The following is a 17,428-nucleotide window of genomic DNA, read 5'->3' as shown; positions in this document are numbered from 1 at the left end:
TGGCCGAGTCAAAGTTCACCGAAGACCGTTGGTCATCCATTTGGATCGAAGGTTCTCCATCCTAGGAGGCGGCCCACGCAGGAGACACTTTGCGATTATTCGCGGCATTTTCTTATGTCGCGCGCCCTGTGCTCTTGCACGGGGCTTTTGTTGTTTCGGGCAACCGAAGCGAGGAAGGCCCCGGCGGAATAATAAAAGAGATGTTTTGGAAGGAGGCGAGAGACAATGGCAAACCCAAAGAACACTGCAGACCTGGCAGAGCTGAAGGAGAAGCTGGCTGGCGCCAACTCTGTCGTATTGACCGAGTACCGCGGCCTGACCGTATCCCAGCTGCAGGAGCTGCGTAACGATCTGGGCTTTGACGTTGAATACTCCGTCGCCAAGAACACCCTTTTCAAGATCGCTGCCAAGGAAGCTGGCATCGAAGGTCTTGATGATTTGCTGACTGGCCCGACCGCAATTGCGTTCATCAAGGGCGAGGCAGTGGATGCTGCGAAGGTCATCACCAAGTTTGCTGATGACAACAAGGCACTCGTCATCAAGGGTGGCTACATGGACGGCAACGCACTGTCTGCCGACCAGGTTGAGGCCATCGCCAAGCTGGACAACCGCGAGACCACCCTCGCAAAGCTGGCTGGCGCTATGAAGGGTTCTATGGCGAAGGCAGCCGCTCTCTTCAACGCTCCTGCAACCAAGGCTGTACGCACCGTCGCAGCTCTGCAGGACAAGAAGGAAGCAGAAGCTTAAGTCGTCACAACAGACGCACAATTACAACACCGTGTGCGCGGCATAAATCACGCGCAGCGCACACACAACACAGAAAGGACTTGCCATCATGGCTAAGCTCACCAAGGACGAGCTCATTGAAGCTTTCAAGGAAATGACCCTCATCGAACTGTCCGAGTTCGTTAAGGAATTTGAAGAGGTATTCGACGTTGAGGCTGCTGCTCCGGTTGCTGCTGTTGCAGCTGGCGCTCCGGCTGAGGGCGGCGCTGCTGCCGCTGAGGAGAAGACCGAGTTCGACGTCGTTCTGACCGACGCTGGCGCTAAGAAGATTGGCGTTATTAAGGCTGTCCGCGAAATCGTCTCCGGCCTGGGCCTGAAGGAAGCTAAGGAAATGGTCGAGGGTGCTCCTAAGGCTATCCTCGAGGGCGCTTCCAAGGACGACGCTGAGGCTGCTAAGACCAAGCTGGAAGAGGCTGGCGCTTCCGTCGAGCTCAAGTAATTTCACTGAGCTTTACGCTTTCACACCCCCACTCTTACCGCCGCGCGCGGTGGGAGCTGGGGGTTTCCTCGTTTTATGCTCGCGGGCGCAATGCGGGTAGTACAGCAATGGCCAATAGTGTCAAAGTGTGACACTATGGCATTGTGGAGTTCAGGAGGGGTAGCTTAGAGCGCTTTCATACAGATGGTAAGGCGCCAAAGTACGTGCCCCCTGAACTGCGAAGAATACTGCGCCGCAAACTCATCATGATTGATCGAGCAGCCTCTCTTGCCGATTTGAGGATTCCACCAGCGAATCACTTAGAAAGGCTGAAGGGCAGTGGGACGGATTTTATTCCATCCGTGTTAATGCGCAGTGGAGAGTAGTCTTCCGGTGGACAGGGAAAGGGGCTGTGGACGTTGACTTCATCGATTATCACAAATAAGGGGGAAGAGTCCTCGGATATCGTCCCCGTTCCATACCCTGGAGAGGTCCTGCGCGAGGAGTTTCTGGAGCCGCTCGGACTGACTCAATACCGCTTGGCCAAGGACATTTTTAGCTCCAAGTCCCAAATTTCCAAGCTGGTGCGTGGGCGCATTGGGATTAGTGCGGAAATGGCACTCCGTCTTTCCGCCTATTTTGGCAATTCGGCAGAGTTTTGGCTGGGGCTGCAAGAAGAGTTTGATCTCTGGTGCGCGCGGCAGACCACGGATACGAGCAGCATCATCGCTTGGAATACGCAGACGGCCTAAAACCATTCCGGCGTGGCGGGGCGGCCTGTAGAAACAGGGAATCGCCGCCACGGGCTGTAGAATTAGCCCCCATGCTGCCTAAGTCCCGCATTTTTTCCGTCCTGCTCCTAGGCCTCGGCGTCGCGCTCATCGCCGCCGGTATTGTGGCGCCGGCGTTTTTGGATTACTCCCCGCGGCTGCCGCTGAACCTGAAAAGCAGTACGTGGACACTGCACGATGATTCTGCGGATTCGCAGCAGCTGTCCAAGGACGGCACCACGCCGTATTCGGGCCCTATGACGTACCAAATCAACATGGATATCCAAGAGCCCTCGGACGATGAGAAGGCCACCGTGCGCATTGGTGAGACCCGCATGCGTGGCGAGGGGGAGGGCCTCAATGACCTGAGCCAGGCCCAGGTATGGAGCTACCCGGTGGACCGCTTGAGTGGTGAGGCGCTGGAGGAGGCGTCGCTTAGCCATACGCTTGCTACGCCTTCGGATAAAGTCACGGTGGATGGCTACTGGCTTAAGTTCCCAGCAGGCGCAGAGAAGACCAACTACCCGGTCTTTGACCCGACGCTGCGCAAGGCCGTCGATGCGGTCTTTGAAGAAGAAACCACGATGGACGGCCGCACGGTCTACCGCTACCACCAAGAAATTGAGCCGACCAACGTCGCGCAGCTATTTGCGGCCGATGGCAATACCACCAGCCTGCCCAAGGAAGACGGCGGCGAGGAGCAGGGCTACCTGACCCACTCCGGCAGCCGCGACTTCTACGTGGACCAACAAACCGGCCTCGTGGTGGGCATGGATATGGATATCGATGATTACTACGCGGACCGCGAGGGCGTGGGCCGCGAGCGCGCTTTCGTCTTTAATGGCTCTACCTCTGAAGAGGACCAGCAGGCGCTGCTCAAAGAGGCGGCAGATTTCCCGCACGACCGCGTAGCGGAAATCGTGCGGTGGGTTGCCATCGGCCTCGGCGCACTGTTGACCCTGCTCGGAATCATAGGCGCACTCGGTCTATTTGGCGGCAAGAATAAGCATGCCCGCTCGCGCCATAACCGCGGACGCATCGGTGGAAGCGCGGTGCCGGCGAGCCGGTAAAAGCGCAGCTGGAAAACAAAATCACCGCCGGGGTTGCGGTGTATTGAGATTTTAGTGGTAGGGTGCTCGGTGGTTGTCGCGCACAGTCGCGCGACGTGGACGCGTTAGCGCCGTGGCGAGCGCGAGCTTGCCCCCTAGCGCGGTAGCGACACGCCCCAAGAGTGGTGTGTCTTTACATGGCAGGTCTTTTCCTATAAGCTGTTTCGTTGCGCTGGAATCTGGATCTTCGGTGCACATTTAGCCTTTCAGGCCGGTGATGGCAAAACCGACTTGACAAGGTGATTTTGTGCATTCTGAACCCAGACACTCCACAGCAGACCGAATGCTAGAATTACCAGCGGTTTTGCGGCTCGTCGGCCAGGGCGAGCAGGCAATCCGCGTGAGGTGCTGGAAGGACCCATCTTGGCAGTCTCCCGCCAGACCAAGTCAGTGGCCAATATCCCCGGAGCCCCGAAGCGATACTCGTTTGCAAAAATCAGCGAGCCTATCGCCCTGCCGGGTCTCCTTGACGTACAACTTGATTCCTTTGATTGGCTCGTCGGCGCGCCGGAGTGGCGCGAGCGCGAGCAGGCTGAGCGCGGCGATGACGCCCGCGTGACGAGCGGCCTCGAGGATATCCTTGAAGAGCTCTCGCCGATTGAGGACTACTCGGGCAATATGTCCCTGTCCTTGTCGGAGCCGCGCTTTGAACCGGTGAAGAACACCGTGGATGAGTGCAAGGAAAAGGACATCAACTACTCCGCGCCGCTGTACGTGACCGCAGAGTTTATTAATAACGACACCCAAGAGATTAAGTCGCAGACCGTCTTCATCGGCGATTTCCCGATCATGACGGATATGGGCACGTTCATCGTGAACGGTACCGAGCGCGTCGTCGTCTCTCAGCTGGTGCGCTCCCCGGGCGTGTACTTCGATCGCTCGATCGATAAGTCCACCGAGCGCCCGCTGCACTCCGTGAAGGTTATTCCTTCCCGCGGTGCATGGTTGGAGTTCGACGTCGACAAGCGCGACACCGTCGGCGTGCGCATTGACCGCAAGCGCCGCCAGCCGGTAACCGTGCTACTTAAAGCACTGGGCTGGAGCGAGGAGCAGATCAAGGATCGCTTCGGCTTCTCCGAGCTCATGATGTCGACCCTGGAGTCTGACGGTGTAGCGAACACCGATGAGGCACTGCTGGAGATTTACCGCAAGCAGCGCCCAGGCGAGCAGCCCACCCGTGAGCTGGCTCAGTCCTTGCTGGATAACTCCTTCTTCCGTGCAAAGCGTTACGACCTGGCTAAGGTCGGCCGCTACAAGGTCAACCGCAAGCTGGGGCTCGGCGGCGACCACGATGGTCTGATGACCCTGACTGAGGAAGACATTGCCGTCACCCTCGAGTACCTGGTCCGCCTGCACGTAGGCGAGCGCGAGATGAAGGCGCCGAACGGTGAGATGATCTCCCTGCACACGGATGACATCGACCACTTTGGTAACCGTCGCCTGCGCACCGTGGGTGAGCTCATCCAGAACCAGGTCCGTGTAGGCCTGTCCCGCATGGAGCGCGTTGTGCGCGAGCGCATGACCACCCAGGATGCGGAGTCCATCACTCCGACCTCCCTGATTAACGTGCGCCCGGTCTCTGCTGCTATCCGCGAGTTCTTCGGTACCTCGCAGCTGTCCCAGTTCATGGACCACAACAACTCCCTGTCCGGCCTGACCCACAAGCGCCGCCTGTCCGCGCTGGGCCCAGGCGGCCTGTCTCGTGAGCGCGCCGGCATTGAGGTGCGAGACGTTCACGCTTCTCACTACGGCCGTATGTGCCCGATTGAGACCCCTGAGGGTCCGAACATTGGCCTGATTGGTGCGCTGGCGTCCTATGCCCGCGTGAATGCTTTCGGCTTCATTGAGACCCCGTACCGCAAGGTTGTGGACGGCAAGATCACCGACCAGGTGGAGTACCTCACCGCCGATGAAGAGGACCGCTTCGCTATTGCTCAGGCCGAGGTCGAGCAGGACGCAGAGGGCAACCTCACCGGCGAGCGTATTGAGGTCCGCCTGAAGGACGGCGACATCGGGCTTACCGACGCCGCCGGTGTGGACTACGTTGACGTCTCCCCGCGCCAGATGGTTTCCGTGGGTACCGCCATGATTCCGTTCTTGGAGCACGACGATGCTAACCGTGCTCTGATGGGTGCGAACATGCAGAAGCAGGCCGTGCCGCTGGTGCGCTCCGAGGCCCCGCTGGTGGGTACCGGCATGGAGCAGCGCGCTGCGTACGACGCTGGCGACGTTGTTATCACCCCGAAGGCCGGCGTGGTCGAAAACGTCACCGCTGATGTCATCACCATCATGGATGATGAGGGCCAGCGCGATACCTACATCCTGCGTAAGTTCGAGCGCACCAACCAGGGCACCAACTACAACCAGACCCCGCTGGTGTCCATGGGCGAGCGTGTAGAGGCCGGCCAGGTTCTGGCCGATGGCCCTGGTACCCACAATGGTGAGATGTCCCTCGGCCGCAACCTGCTGGTTGCCTTCATGCCGTGGGAAGGCCATAACTACGAGGACGCCATCATCCTCAACCAGCGCATCGTGGAAGAGGACATCCTGACCTCCGTCCACATCGAGGAGCACGAGATCGATGCTCGCGATACCAAGCTGGGCGCCGAGGAAATCACCCGCGAGATCCCGAACGTCTCCGAGGACGTCCTGAGCGATCTGGACGAGCGCGGCATCATCCGCATCGGTGCCGACGTCCGCGCCGGCGACATCCTGGTGGGTAAGGTCACCCCGAAGGGTGAGACCGAACTAACCCCGGAGGAGCGCCTGCTGCGCGCCATCTTCGGTGAGAAGGCCCGCGAGGTCCGCGATACCTCCATGAAGGTGCCGCACGGTGAGGTAGGCAAGGTCATTGGCGTTGCTCGCTTCTCCCGCGACGATGATGACGATCTGGCCCCTGGCGTCAACGAGATGATTCGTGTCTACGTTGCCCAGAAGCGCAAGATCCAGGACGGCGATAAGATGGCCGGCCGCCACGGCAACAAGGGTGTTGTGGGCAAGATCCTGCCGCCAGAGGATATGCCGTTCATGGAAGACGGCACCCCGGTGGACATCCTGCTGAACACCCACGGTGTGCCGCGTCGTATGAACATCGGCCAGGTCCTCGAGGTTCACCTGGGCTGGCTGGCACACGCCGGCTGGAAGGTTGATACCGAGGATCCGAAGAACGCCGAGCTGCTCAAGACCCTGCCGGAAGAGCTGTACGACGTCCCTGCGAATTCCTTGACCGCCACCCCGGTCTTCGACGGTGCTACCAACCACGAGATCGAGCGCCTGCTGGCTTCCTCCCGTCCTAACCGCGACGGCGATGTGCTGGTGGATGAGCATGGCAAGGCCACGCTTTTCGACGGCCGCTCGGGCGAGCCATACAAGTACCCGATCTCTGTCGGCTACATGTACATGCTCAAGCTGCACCACTTGGTCGATGAGAAGATTCACGCCCGTTCCACCGGTCCTTACTCCATGATTACCCAGCAGCCGCTGGGTGGTAAGGCCCAGTTCGGTGGCCAGCGCTTCGGCGAGATGGAGGTGTGGGCAATGCAGGCATACGGCGCTGCCTACACCCTGCAGGAGCTCCTGACCATCAAGTCCGATGACGTCGTCGGCCGCGTGAAGGTCTACGAAGCCATTGTTAAGGGCGACAATATTCCAGACCCGGGCATCCCTGAGTCCTTCAAGGTGTTGCTCAAGGAGCTGCAGTCCCTGTGCCTGAACGTGGAGGTTCTCTCCACCGACGGCACGCCGATGGAGCTGTCTGGCTCTGATGACGATGACATGGATAGCCCATCGCTTGGCATTAACCTGTCCCGCGATGAGGGTTCCTCCGCTGACATCGCCTAATTAGTTTCTTGGTCCACCGCGGGGAAATCCCCGCGGCTGGGCATAAACGTTTAATTCATAGAAAGCCATCAATTCCTCGACAACGAGGATGAAAGGGAGACATTACGTGTTTGACGTAAATCTCTTCGACGAGCTCCGCATCGGTCTGGCCACCGCAGACGATATTCGTCGCTGGTCCAAGGGCGAGGTCAAAAAGCCCGAGACCATTAACTACCGCACCCTGAAGCCGGAGAAGGACGGCCTCTTCTGCGAGCGCATCTTCGGCCCCACCCGTGACTGGGAGTGCGCTTGTGGCAAGTACAAGCGCGTCCGCTACAAGGGCATCATCTGTGAGCGCTGTGGCGTTGAGGTGACCAAGTCCAAGGTTCGCCGTGAGCGCATGGGCCACATCGAGCTGGCCGCTCCGGTAACCCACATCTGGTACTTCAAGGGCGTTCCTTCCCGCTTGGGCTACCTGCTGGACCTGGCTCCGAAGGATCTCGAGCGCATCATTTACTTCGCGGCCAATATCATCACCTCCGTGGATGAAGAGGCTCGCCACAACGACCAGTCCACCCTGGAAGCAGAGATGCTTCTGGAGAAGAAGGACGTTGAGGACGATACCGAGTCCGAGATCGCAGAGCGCGCCTCCAAGCTGGAGTCTGACCTGGCTGAGCTGGAAGCAGCCGGCGCCAAGGCAGATGCCCGCAAGAAGGTACAGAACGCTGCCGATAAGGAGATGCAGCACATCCGCGAGCGCGGCGAGCGCGAGATCGCCCGCCTGGATGAAATCTGGAACACCTTCATCAAGCTGGCTCCAAAGCAGATGATCATCGATGAGACCATCTACGAAGAGCTGGTTGACCGCTACGAGGATTACTTCACCGGCGGCATGGGTGCAGAAGCCATCCAGACCCTGGTCCGCAACTTCGACCTCGAGGCTGAGGCCGAGGAACTGCGCGAGATCATCAACAACGGCAAGGGCCAGAAGAAGATGCGTGCGCTGAAGCGCCTGAAGGTTGTTGCTGCCTTCCTGCGCTCCGGCAACGATCCGGCCGGCATGGTGCTGGACGCCATCCCGGTTATCCCGCCAGAGCTGCGCCCGATGGTACAGCTGGACGGTGGCCGCTTCGCTACCTCCGACCTCAACGATCTCTACCGCCGCGTGATCAACCGCAATAACCGTTTGAAGCGCATGATCGACCTGGGTGCTCCAGAGATCATCGTGAACAACGAGAAGCGCATGCTGCAGGAGTCTGTGGACGCGCTCTTCGATAACGGCCGCCGCGGCCGTCCGGTTACCGGTCCGGGCAACCGTCCGCTGAAGTCCCTGTCTGACTTGCTCAAGGGCAAGCAGGGCCGCTTCCGCCAGAACCTGCTGGGTAAGCGCGTGGACTACTCCGGCCGTTCCGTTATTATCGTTGGTCCGCAGCTGAAGCTGCACGAGTGTGGCCTGCCGAAGCTCATGGCGCTCGAGCTGTTCAAGCCGTTCGTTATGAAGCGCCTGGTAGAAAATGACTACGCCCAGAACATCAAGTCCGCCAAGCGCATGGTTGAGCGCCAGCGCCCTGAGGTGTGGGACGTTCTGGAGCAGGCCATTTCTGAGCACCCAGTGATGCTTAACCGTGCACCTACGCTGCACCGCCTGGGTATTCAGGCCTTCGAGCCGAAGCTGGTTGAGGGTAAGGCTATTCAGCTGCACCCGCTGGCTTGTGAGGCGTTCAACGCCGACTTTGACGGTGACCAGATGGCAGTTCACCTGCCGCTGTCCGCTGAGGCACAGGCTGAGGCTCGCGTCTTGATGCTGGCGTCCAACAACATTCTGTCCCCGGCATCCGGTAAGCCGCTGGCCATGCCACGTCTGGACATGGTTACCGGCCTGTACTACCTGACCATGGACAAGTCCGAGGACGAAATCGGCGGCAACGGCCGCTTCCGCGAGGCAGAGGAGGACAAGCCGGCTACCGGCGTCTTCTCCTCCTACGCTGAGGCCCTCATGGCCTATGACCGCGGCACCGTTGGTCTGCAGGCCCCGATCAAGGTCCGCATCGATCACCTTCGCCCGCCGAAGGAGATCGAGGAAGAGCAGTTCCCGGATGGCTGGACCAAGGGCCAGGCATGGATGGGCTACACCACCATCGGCCGCGTGATGTTCAACGAGCTGCTGCCATGGAACTACCCGTACCTCGAGGGCATCATGGTCCGTAAGGGCGGCGGCTCCGGCAACAAGGTTCTCATCGGTGACGTGGTCAATGACTTGGCCAATAAGTACCCGATGATCACCGTTGCTCAGGTGCTGGACAACATGAAGGACGCCGGCTTCTACTGGGCAACCCGTTCCGGCGTGACCATCACCATGTCTGACGTTCTGGTTCTGCCGAATAAGACCGAGATCCTTGAGTCTTATGAGAAGGAAGCAGAGCGCATCGAGCGCAAGTACTGGGAGCAGGGCGCCCTGACCGAGCGCGAGCGCTACGACCGCTTGGTTGAGCTGTGGAAGGACGCTACCGATACCGTCGGTGAGGCCGTCGAGAACATGTACCCGGACCACAACCCGATTCCGATGATTGTGAAGTCTGGTGCTGCCGGTAACATGCGTCAGATCTGGACGCTGGCCGGTATGAAGGGCATGGTTGTGAACTCGCACGGTGATTACATCACCCGTCCGATTAAGACCTCCTTCCGCGAAGGCCTGTCCGTGCTGGAGTACTTCAACAACTCCCACGGTTCCCGTAAGGGCCTGGCCGATACCGCACTGCGTACCGCTGACTCCGGCTACCTCACCCGTCGTCTGGTGGACGTGGCCCAGGACGTCATCGTCCGCGAAGAAGACTGTGGCACCCGCCAAGGCGTCCGCGTCCCAATCGGCGAGGAGTCCGGCGACAAGGTTGTTCTTTCCGAGCTGTGGGAGACCTCCGCATCCGGCCGCGTTATCGCGACCGACGTCAAGGACGCCAACGGCGAGGTTGTGGCCGAGGCCGGCTCCGACCTCACCGAGGAGCTCACCCAGAAGTTGCTTGACGCAAAGGTTACCGAGGTCAAGGTTCGCTCCGTGCTGACCTGCCAGACCCCGGCCGGCGTGTGTGCCAAGTGCTACGGCAAGTCCATGGCTTCCGGCCAGCTCGTCGATATCGGCGAGGCCGTTGGCATCGTGGCTGCACAGTCCATTGGTGAGCCGGGTACCCAGCTGACCATGCGTACGTTCCACCAGGGTGGTGTCGGTGGCGATATTACCGGCGGTCTGCCGCGTGTGCAGGAGCTCTTCGAGGCCCGTAACCCGAAGAACCGCGCTCCTATCGCCTCCGTTGACGGCACTGTTTCCCTGTCCGATGAGGGCAACTTCTGGACCCTGACCATCACCCCGGATGACGGCTCTGATGACGTGGTCTATGAGAAGCTCTCCAAGCGTCAGGGCCTGGCTCAGGTTCGTCGCCCGATGGAGTCCAACCCGGACGCCATGATTGAGCGTTCCCTCAAGGACGGCGACCATGTTGAGACCGGTGACCGCCTCATGCGTGGTGCGGCTGACCCGCACGACGTGCTCGAGGTCCTCGGCCGCCGTGGCGTGGAGCAGCACCTCATTAACGAGGTTCAGGCTGTATACCGTACCCAGGGTGTGGCTATCCACGATAAGCACATCGAAATCATCATCCGCCAGATGCTGCGCCGCGGCACCGTCATTGATGCAGGTACCACGGACTTGCTGCCGGGTAACCTCATCGACCTCTCTGAGGCTAAGCACCTCAACGCTGCCCAGGTTGCAGAGGGCGGTGAGCCGGCTCAGCTGCGTTCGGAGATTATGGGTATTACCAAGGCTTCCTTGGCTACTGAGTCTTGGCTGTCTGCTGCATCGTTCCAGGAGACCACTCGCGTGCTTACCGACGCCGCTATTAACAAGCGCTCCGATAAGCTCATTGGCCTCAAGGAGAACGTCATCATCGGTAAACTCATCCCGGCCGGTACGGGTATCTCCCGCTACCGCAATATCTCCGTCAAGCCGACCGAGGCTGCGCGCAACGCCGCATACTCGATTCCGACTTACGGCGATTCCATCTACGGCGATGACGGCTTCGGTGAATTCACCGGCGCTTCCGTCCCGCTGGATGAGGACTTCACCTTCTAACGTGCAGTTCAATTTGCGTTAACGCGGGAAATAAATGGCCCCGCCTTCCTGAACGTGAACTGGCCCCCGAAAGTTGGACTGGTTTAATTCTAGGCGGTTAGGGCTTCAAGGGTCTGGTTCCGGTATTGCATCGGAGTCAGGCCCTTGAGTCGTTTTTGGATGCGTTCATGGTTGTACCAACGGATGTAGTCATCAATTGCGTGGTAGAACGCCTCCAGACTGGTGAATGATTCCCCGTGGTACATCTCTGATTTGAGGTGTCCGAAGAAGTTTTCCATTACCGCATTGTCGTAACAGTTTCCTTTCCTTGACATCGATTGTGTGCCATCGATACCTGTGATGAGTGTGCGCCAGCTGGAATGCTGATATTGGAATCCTTGGTCGGTATGTACAAGCAAGCCTTTATCTGGTGATTCTTGCGCGATGGCATCGCGTAAAGATTGCGACGTAAACGCCGTATTCGGTGAGGTTGAAACGCTGTACGACACGATCGACCGATCGCATAAGTCCATGATCGGCGACAGGTAGACCTTGGTGCCAGCAACGCGAAACTCCGTGACGTCACTTGCCCACACCGTATTTGGCTCATCAGGTGTGAAACATCGATTCAACACATTGCTTGCGATGTGACTTACCGTGCCTTTGTACGAGTTGTACTTCTTTTTCGCCCTGATCTTGGATTTAAGCCCTAGTTGATCCATGAGCTTGTAGACCAGCTTATGGTTGACCACCCATCCTTCCCGGCGTAGCTGAGCATGCACCCGCCGGTAACCATAACGACGGTTCATACGCTCAAAGACATCGACGATTGCCTGCTTGAGCTGGGCATGTTTATCAGCCATGGTGAGGCGTTGTTGGTGATAGAAAAATGTTGACCGGGCAAGACCTGCCGCAACCAGTAGGTCCTCCAGGCGGTGGGCTGACTTGAGGATGACGATAGCTTCTACTTTCAGCCTCGTCGCTGGTTCCTCAAGTCCCGCAATTTTTTTAAGTACGCATTTTCTGCCCGTAGTTTCTCCACCTCTCGGCGGAGCCGATCTTCCTCGGTCAACGGTATCGAGCGGGCACTGCCTTTCGGTCGTCCCTTCGGTTTCGGCTGCAACGCTTCATCACCACCCGCACGCCAAGCCCTCACCCAATTAGCGACAAGTTGATCCGATGACAAACCAAACTCCCTAGCCAGTTCCATCTTGGACTGGCCGGCAATGAACCGATCGACAACTTCCTTCTTCACCTCGAAGGAAAAGTGCTGATTAGTTGGTCTCTCCACAAGACATAGTCTGCCATGCAGCTTGAAACGACGCTCAAATCTCTTTACAGAATAGAGGCCAACTCCTAACCGATGAGCCGCCGCCGCATAGCCCAGCCCTTGCTCAAACAAATCAACGAGCTGCTCGCGCTGAGATTCACTCAAAGAACTTCGTGCTCTCATAAAAATACTCCCCACTAGTTAGAAACTGATCTCTCAGTCCAACTAATGGGGAGCAGTTCAACGATAGGAAGGCGGGGCTGTTTCGATGTCTAGGGAGCACCGCTAGACTGCTTTGCTAGTATGAATGCAGCTTTTGGCCAGACACCTTTAAAGGAGTGCGGCCTAAGTTATTGAAAATTGCACACTTCACGGGTGCTTGCGCGCTGCTCTGTTTTGCAGCTGTGTCGGGCTGAGATGCCGCCAGATGCGCGGTGAACCGTTGAACCTGATCCGGATAATGCCGGCGAGAGGGAGGAAATTTTGACTACTAATACACGTGCGTCTGCTGCCCCGAAGCGCAGCCTGAACTGGCGCGTGGTCGATATTGTGGTGGCGTCCGTTCTAGGCGTGGCTTGTGGCTTTGTGTTCTTGGGGTGGAATGCAGTGGGCTATGCCTGGTTTGAGGCCATGGACGCTGTGACTCCAGGCCTCGGCGGTATCGCTACGGGTATCTGGCTTATTGGCGGTGTGCTTGGTGGTCTGATTATTCGCAAGCCAGGTGCGGCTGTCTATGTGGAGGTTCTTGCCGCAACCGTTTCTGCAATGCTGGGCTCCCAGTGGGGCCCTAGCACCCTGTACTCGGGCTTGGCACAGGGCATTGGCGTGGAAATCATCCTGGCCATCTTCCTGTACCGCAAGTTTGGCCTGGGAGTATCCATTCTGGCCGGCATGGCAGCTGGCTGGGGTGCCTTCATCCTGGAGCTGTTTACCTCCGGCAACCTGGCTCGTTCCTTCGAGTTCAAGCTCATCTACTTTGTGACTCTGAACATCTCCGGCGCTATCTTGGCCGGTGCGCTGGGTTTCTTCGTGGTGAAAGCCCTGGCTAAAACCGGGGCCCTGGATCGCTTTGCCGCAGGCCGTGAACAGCGCGCTTAGGGCGTGTTGTGTCCGTGTCTGATTGTGCATCATTGGCGGGAAACGCCACCAAGATAACGGCCCGAGGATTCGGCTGGACTCATGCCGGGCGCAGCGAACCGGCGCTATCCGATATTGACCTGATCATCGAGCCGGGAGAACGCGTGCTTTTATGCGGCGACTCTGGATCGGGAAAGTCTACCTTCCTTGCGGCGATGGCCGGAGTGCTGGGTTCCGATGAGGAAGGAACCCGCACTGGTGAAATTCTCTTAGAAGATTCCACCGGCATGGTCGAGGAACCAGGCCGTACCATCCCAGTGGGGCTGGTGCTTCAGGATCCGGATTCGCAGGTGATCTCCGCGCGCGTGGGTGATGACATTGCTTTCGGCTGCGAGAACCTGGCGTATCCGCGCGAGGAAATCTGGCGCCGTGTGGCCGCAGCCAAGGAACTGGTTGGGCCTTTCGTGGACCTGGACTTTCCCACCGAGCGGCTCTCCGGTGGGCAGAAGCAGCGCTTGGCGCTCGCCGGCGTCATCGCTATGGGGGCGGGCGTAGTACTTCTCGATGAACCCACGGCCAACCTTGACCCCGCCGGCGCACGCGATGTGGTGCGCGCCGTGGCTAGGCTGGTGGAAGAAACCGGCGCGACGCTCGTGGTGGTAGAGCACCAGCACGCGGCGTGGGACGGTGTGCTCGACCGTGCGGTGGAGCTGGACCGCGGGCGCATCGTGGCCGATACTTCCTTCGCGGAGGTGGCCAAGCGCCGCCAGGTCTCTGGCCTGCCGCAGGCGCGACGCCTTGGCGAGGCCGAGCTTGCGGAGCGCGAAGCCGCGCTGTGGAGCACCGACCTCGTAACCCGCTATGGTCCGCCGCGCACGATTGCGCTGCCGGCGGGAGCATCCACGGTCATTACCGGGCCGAATGGCGCGGGTAAGTCCACCTGGTTGATGACCATGGCCGGGTTGCTGCCGGCTAAATCCGGGGAAATTGGGGTGGCCGATTTCGTGCGTCGCGGGGTCAAAGGGTCACCGCTGCGCTGGAAATCGCGCGAGCTGGCGGACCGCATAGGCTTTGTCTTCCAGAATCCGGAGCACCAATTCGTCGCCCGTACGGTGGCCGAAGAGCTGCGCGTTGCGCCCAAGGTAATGCGCGTGGACCCGCCGGAGGAAAGGATCGCGCAGCTGGTGGAATCACTGCGGCTCGAACATCTCTTGGAGGCCAATCCGTTTACGCTCTCGGGCGGCGAGAAACGGCGCCTGTCTGTGGCTACTGCCTTGGTGACCGCGCCGTCGGTGTTGCTGTTGGATGAGCCCACCTTTGGGCAAGACCCCCAAACGTTTGTGGAGCTGGTGTGCTTGCTGCGGCAATTGGCAGATGACGGCACCACTATCGCCTCTATCACCCATGACCCGCTTTTCATCCAGGCCTTGGGCGATTGCCGAGTGGAGGTGTCCGGTGCCTAATCTTTTGCGCGGGGCTAACCCGCTTAGCCGCATCTTTTTGATGTTTATCTGGGTTACCCCTCTATTGGGATCTATTGACTGGGTCTCGGCCGCGGTATCGCTGGCGCTTACCCTGATCCTCGCACCGCTGTGCGGGGTGTCATGGGTGCGGCTTTTTAAGGCCGGTTGGTTCCTCTTTCTTATAGCGCCGATTTCTGGCATCTCGATGCTGCTATATGGCGAGCCTGGTGGCAGGCAGTACTTCAGTTGGTGGCTCATCGCGGTAACACAGAACTCGCTGACCCTCGCGATTGCTATCACGCTGCGTGTGTTTGCCGTGGCCTTACCGATGGTGGTCTTGGCTCGCGATATTGATCCGACGGAGTTGGGCGATGCGCTCTCGCAGATTCTCAAGCTGCCCTCGCGCTTTGTTGTTGGAGCGGTCGCCGGTGTGCGCATGATGACGCTCTTCCAGTCTGACTGGCAGTCGTTGGGTATGGCGCGCAGGGCGAGGGGACTGACGGACGTCGGTAAGCTCAAGCATCTGCTCACCATGTCTTTTGGTCTATTGGTCATCGCGCTGCGCCGCGGTGGCAAGTTGGCCACGGCAATGGAGGCGCGCGGATTTGGTCGTACTCCGCCTAGAGGAGGGGCACGTACGTGGGCTCGCGAGTCCCGCCTGCGGGCCCGTGATGGGTGGATTATGGCCCTAGGTACTGTCTTCGCTTTCGTACCGGTGGTAGTTTCGGTACTCACTGGGGCCTGGAGATTCTTCGGCCTATAAACCGCGAAAGCAGTGATTGAGCGACCATGGACTTTGATAGCCAACAAGAGCGCCTTTTAGAGGATATTGTCACGCTGGCGGCAGCTAGAAAGCGTGCCTTCAAACCAGTGACCGTCCTTATCGACGGCCCTTCGGGCGCCGGAAAAACCTGGACTGCCGCCGCGCTGGCCGAGCGCACCAACTGGCGGGTAGTGCACCTCGATGAGTTCTATCCCGGCTGGCACGGTTTGGACAAGGGCTCGGACATGGTGGCAGAGCAGGTTTTGCGCACCATGAACCCCGGCTATTGGCGCTGGGATTGGGAGGCAGACGCCCCTGGAGACTGGGCTAGTCTGGACGTGCGCGATGACCTCATTGTGGAAGGCGTGGGCTCGGTAACCCCGGCCAATATCGCAGCAGCAAAGGAAAGGGGAGCGGTAGTTAGCGTGCTTATCGACGGCCCTCGTGACCAGCGCCGTGAACGCGCCATCGCCCGCGAGCCTGACTACGAGCAGTGGTTTGAAACCTGGGAAGCACAGGAAAAGGACTACTTTGTCACGAAGGCCGCCGAGGCGGACCTGGTCTGGGAATGGTCCTAGCAGGAGGAAGGCGCCGATCGCGTTTTGTATAAAGCGTGATCGGTTTGCTACTCTAAACCTCAGTTCACTATGCGTGCCTTTCTGGGCGCGCGGTGAAGAGTCTGATCCTTAACAAGGCACCGGCCTTGGAAAGAGTTCTGGACATGCGGCAGCGCCCCGGGAAAGAGCGCCCATTTTTGCATGTTTGGTTCTTTTCCTTGGTAGTGGTGCGATTCGACAGAAAGACTGTTAAATGCCAACTATTCAGCAGCTGGTCCGCAAGGGCCGCCACAGCAAGCGTTCTGAGGTGTCTACCGCTGCGCTGAAGGGTTCCCCGCAGCGTCGCGGTGTGTGCACCCGCGTGTACACCACCACTCCTAAGAAGCCGAACTCTGCACTGCGTAAGGTTGCTCGTGTTCGCCTGACCACCGGTATTGAGGTTTCCGCCTACATTCCGGGCGAGGGCCACAACCTGCAGGAGCACTCCATGGTCCTCGTTCGCGGCGGCCGTGTGAAGGACCTTCCTGGTGTTCGTTACAAGATCATCCGCGGCGCTCTGGATACCCAGGGTGTCAAGGACCGTAAGCAGGCACGTTCCCGTTACGGCGCAAAGAAGGGACAGTAATAAACAATGCGTAAGAATGCTGCTCCGAAGCGTCCTGTAGTCAAGGACCCGGTATACAACTCCGAGCAGGTCACCATGCTCGTCAACAAGATCCTCCAGGACGGCAAGAAGTCCACCGCAGAGCGCATCGTCTACGGCGCTCTCGAGGCTTGCCGCGAGAAGACCGGTACCGATCCGGTTGGCACCCTGGAGAAGGCACTGGGCAATATCCGCCCAGACCTCGAGGTTCGCTCCCGCCGTGTCGGTGGCGCAACCTACCAGGTGCCGGTTGAGGTTCGCCCTGACCGCGCTAACACCCTGGCACTGCGCTGGATGGTGACCTTCACCCGCCAGCGTCGCGAGAACTCCATGATCGAGCGTCTCGCAAACGAGATCCTGGATGCCTCCAACGGCCTCGGCGCTTCCGTTAAGCGTCGTGAGGATACTCACAAGATGGCAGAGGCCAACCGCGCCTTCGCTCACTACCGCTGGTAATTTCAGCACCTACATCAATGGCCCAAGCAACGAGAAACAAGTTTCGCGCTGGCTGCCGGCAGCTTTCCCGCCGCGGCAACCCAAAACTCCATATCTCTTGCTTGGGCCATTTTTTGCCCTAATGGGTGTGATCTCTGAGCGGTATCCCTGCCCAGTCCAGCGGCATCGTGGAGTGTCCAGTACACTGAAGCGATG

Annotated in this window: 13 protein-coding genes, 1 pseudogene and 1 riboswitch; of the genes and pseudogenes, 13 read left to right on the top strand and 1 reads right to left on the bottom strand. The window is 59.2% G+C overall.

Annotated elements, in window-relative coordinates; all coding sequences use genetic code 11:
• The first annotated feature begins 225 nt into the window (after positions 1–225).
• The 7 genes and pseudogenes from rplJ (at position 226) to QP915_RS04700 (ending at position 11,025) form a co-directional block, all read left to right on the top strand.
• Positions 226–747, top strand: coding sequence for a 50S ribosomal protein L10 (gene rplJ, locus QP915_RS04735; RefSeq protein ID WP_284768303.1), 522 nt, complete (start codon positions 226–228; stop codon positions 745–747).
• Positions 748–835: 88 nt separating this feature from the next.
• Positions 836–1,225, top strand: coding sequence for a 50S ribosomal protein L7/L12 (rplL, locus tag QP915_RS04730; protein WP_023020528.1), 390 nt, complete (start codon positions 836–838; stop codon positions 1,223–1,225).
• A gap of 143 nt (positions 1,226–1,368) precedes the next feature.
• Positions 1,369–1,649: pseudogene (locus tag QP915_RS11710) on the top strand (type II toxin-antitoxin system RelE/ParE family toxin).
• Positions 1,624–1,956 (top strand): HigA family addiction module antitoxin, encoded by a 333-nt coding sequence (locus QP915_RS04715; RefSeq protein ID WP_284768300.1) that lies wholly within the window; start codon positions 1,624–1,626, stop codon positions 1,954–1,956. The pseudogene QP915_RS11710 and the gene QP915_RS04715 overlap by 26 nt, the downstream one beginning before the upstream one ends.
• A 71-nt stretch (positions 1,957–2,027) precedes the next feature.
• Positions 2,028–3,044, top strand: coding sequence for a cell envelope lipid trafficking protein PgfA (gene pgfA, locus QP915_RS04710; protein ID WP_284768298.1), 1,017 nt, complete (start codon positions 2,028–2,030; stop codon positions 3,042–3,044).
• Positions 3,045–3,428: 384 nt separating this feature from the next.
• The gene (rpoB, locus tag QP915_RS04705; protein ID WP_284768297.1) at positions 3,429–6,923 is read left to right on the top strand and encodes a DNA-directed RNA polymerase subunit beta; all 3,495 of its coding nucleotides are present in this window, start codon (positions 3,429–3,431) and stop codon (positions 6,921–6,923) included.
• A gap of 106 nt (positions 6,924–7,029) precedes the next feature.
• On the top strand, positions 7,030–11,025 hold the full coding sequence (locus QP915_RS04700) for a DNA-directed RNA polymerase subunit beta' (protein ID WP_284768296.1): 3,996 nt from the start codon (positions 7,030–7,032) through the stop codon (positions 11,023–11,025).
• Positions 11,026–11,114: 89 nt separating this feature from the next.
• On the opposite strand, the gene QP915_RS04695 is transcribed toward QP915_RS04700, so the two are convergent.
• Positions 11,115–12,457, bottom strand: a protein-coding gene (locus QP915_RS04695; protein ID WP_502869322.1) for an IS3 family transposase whose coding sequence is annotated in 2 segments (ribosomal slippage) — positions 11,115–12,016 and positions 12,016–12,457 — 1,344 coding nt in all. Because the reading frame shifts where the segments join, the coding sequence is not laid out codon by codon here.
• Between the two features lie 178 nt (positions 12,458–12,635).
• A riboswitch (TPP riboswitch) is annotated at positions 12,636–12,768 on the top strand.
• Between QP915_RS04695 and QP915_RS04690 the strand changes: the two genes are divergently transcribed.
• The 6 genes from QP915_RS04690 (at position 12,758) to rpsG (ending at position 17,233) form a co-directional block, all read left to right on the top strand.
• Positions 12,758–13,372: an ECF transporter S component gene (locus QP915_RS04690; protein WP_239278137.1), complete on the top strand. Its 615-nt coding sequence runs from the start codon at positions 12,758–12,760 to the stop codon at positions 13,370–13,372. Its footprint overlaps the riboswitch before it by 11 nt.
• Before the next feature lie 14 nt (positions 13,373–13,386).
• The gene (locus QP915_RS04685; RefSeq protein WP_284768294.1) at positions 13,387–14,814 is read left to right on the top strand and encodes an ABC transporter ATP-binding protein; all 1,428 of its coding nucleotides are present in this window, start codon (positions 13,387–13,389) and stop codon (positions 14,812–14,814) included.
• Positions 14,807–15,577, top strand: coding sequence for an energy-coupling factor transporter transmembrane component T family protein (locus QP915_RS04680; protein ID WP_284768293.1), 771 nt, complete (start codon positions 14,807–14,809; stop codon positions 15,575–15,577). The genes QP915_RS04685 and QP915_RS04680 overlap by 8 nt, the downstream gene beginning before the upstream one ends.
• 26 nt (positions 15,578–15,603) lie before the next feature.
• Positions 15,604–16,155 (top strand): nucleoside/nucleotide kinase family protein, encoded by a 552-nt coding sequence (locus tag QP915_RS04675; RefSeq protein WP_284768292.1) that lies wholly within the window; start codon positions 15,604–15,606, stop codon positions 16,153–16,155.
• Between the two features lie 232 nt (positions 16,156–16,387).
• Complete coding sequence (gene rpsL / locus QP915_RS04670) at positions 16,388–16,759, top strand: 30S ribosomal protein S12 (protein ID WP_238800416.1); 372 nt, start codon at positions 16,388–16,390, stop codon at positions 16,757–16,759.
• A gap of 6 nt (positions 16,760–16,765) precedes the next feature.
• Positions 16,766–17,233: a 30S ribosomal protein S7 gene (gene rpsG / locus QP915_RS04665; protein WP_005322865.1), complete on the top strand. Its 468-nt coding sequence runs from the start codon at positions 16,766–16,768 to the stop codon at positions 17,231–17,233.
• The last annotated feature ends 195 nt before the right edge of the window (positions 17,234–17,428 follow it).

It is taken from the genome of Corynebacterium sp. MSK158 (assembly GCF_030229085.1).
GTDB lineage: Bacteria > Actinomycetota > Actinomycetes > Mycobacteriales > Mycobacteriaceae > Corynebacterium.
This window is presented reverse-complemented; position numbering and strand designations above follow the sequence as displayed.

Coding starts and splice junctions, on each gene's coding strand:
- rplJ (WP_284768303.1), top strand. CDS start 226: ATGGCAAACCCAAAGAACACTGCAGACCTGGCAGAGCTGAAGGAGAAG.
- rplL (WP_023020528.1), top strand. CDS start 836: ATGGCTAAGCTCACCAAGGACGAGCTCATTGAAGCTTTCAAGGAAATG.
- pgfA (WP_284768298.1), top strand. CDS start 2,028: ATGCTGCCTAAGTCCCGCATTTTTTCCGTCCTGCTCCTAGGCCTCGGC.
- QP915_RS04675 (WP_284768292.1), top strand. CDS start 15,604: ATGGACTTTGATAGCCAACAAGAGCGCCTTTTAGAGGATATTGTCACG.
- rpsL (WP_238800416.1), top strand. CDS start 16,388: ATGCCAACTATTCAGCAGCTGGTCCGCAAGGGCCGCCACAGCAAGCGT.
- rpsG (WP_005322865.1), top strand. CDS start 16,766: ATGCGTAAGAATGCTGCTCCGAAGCGTCCTGTAGTCAAGGACCCGGTA.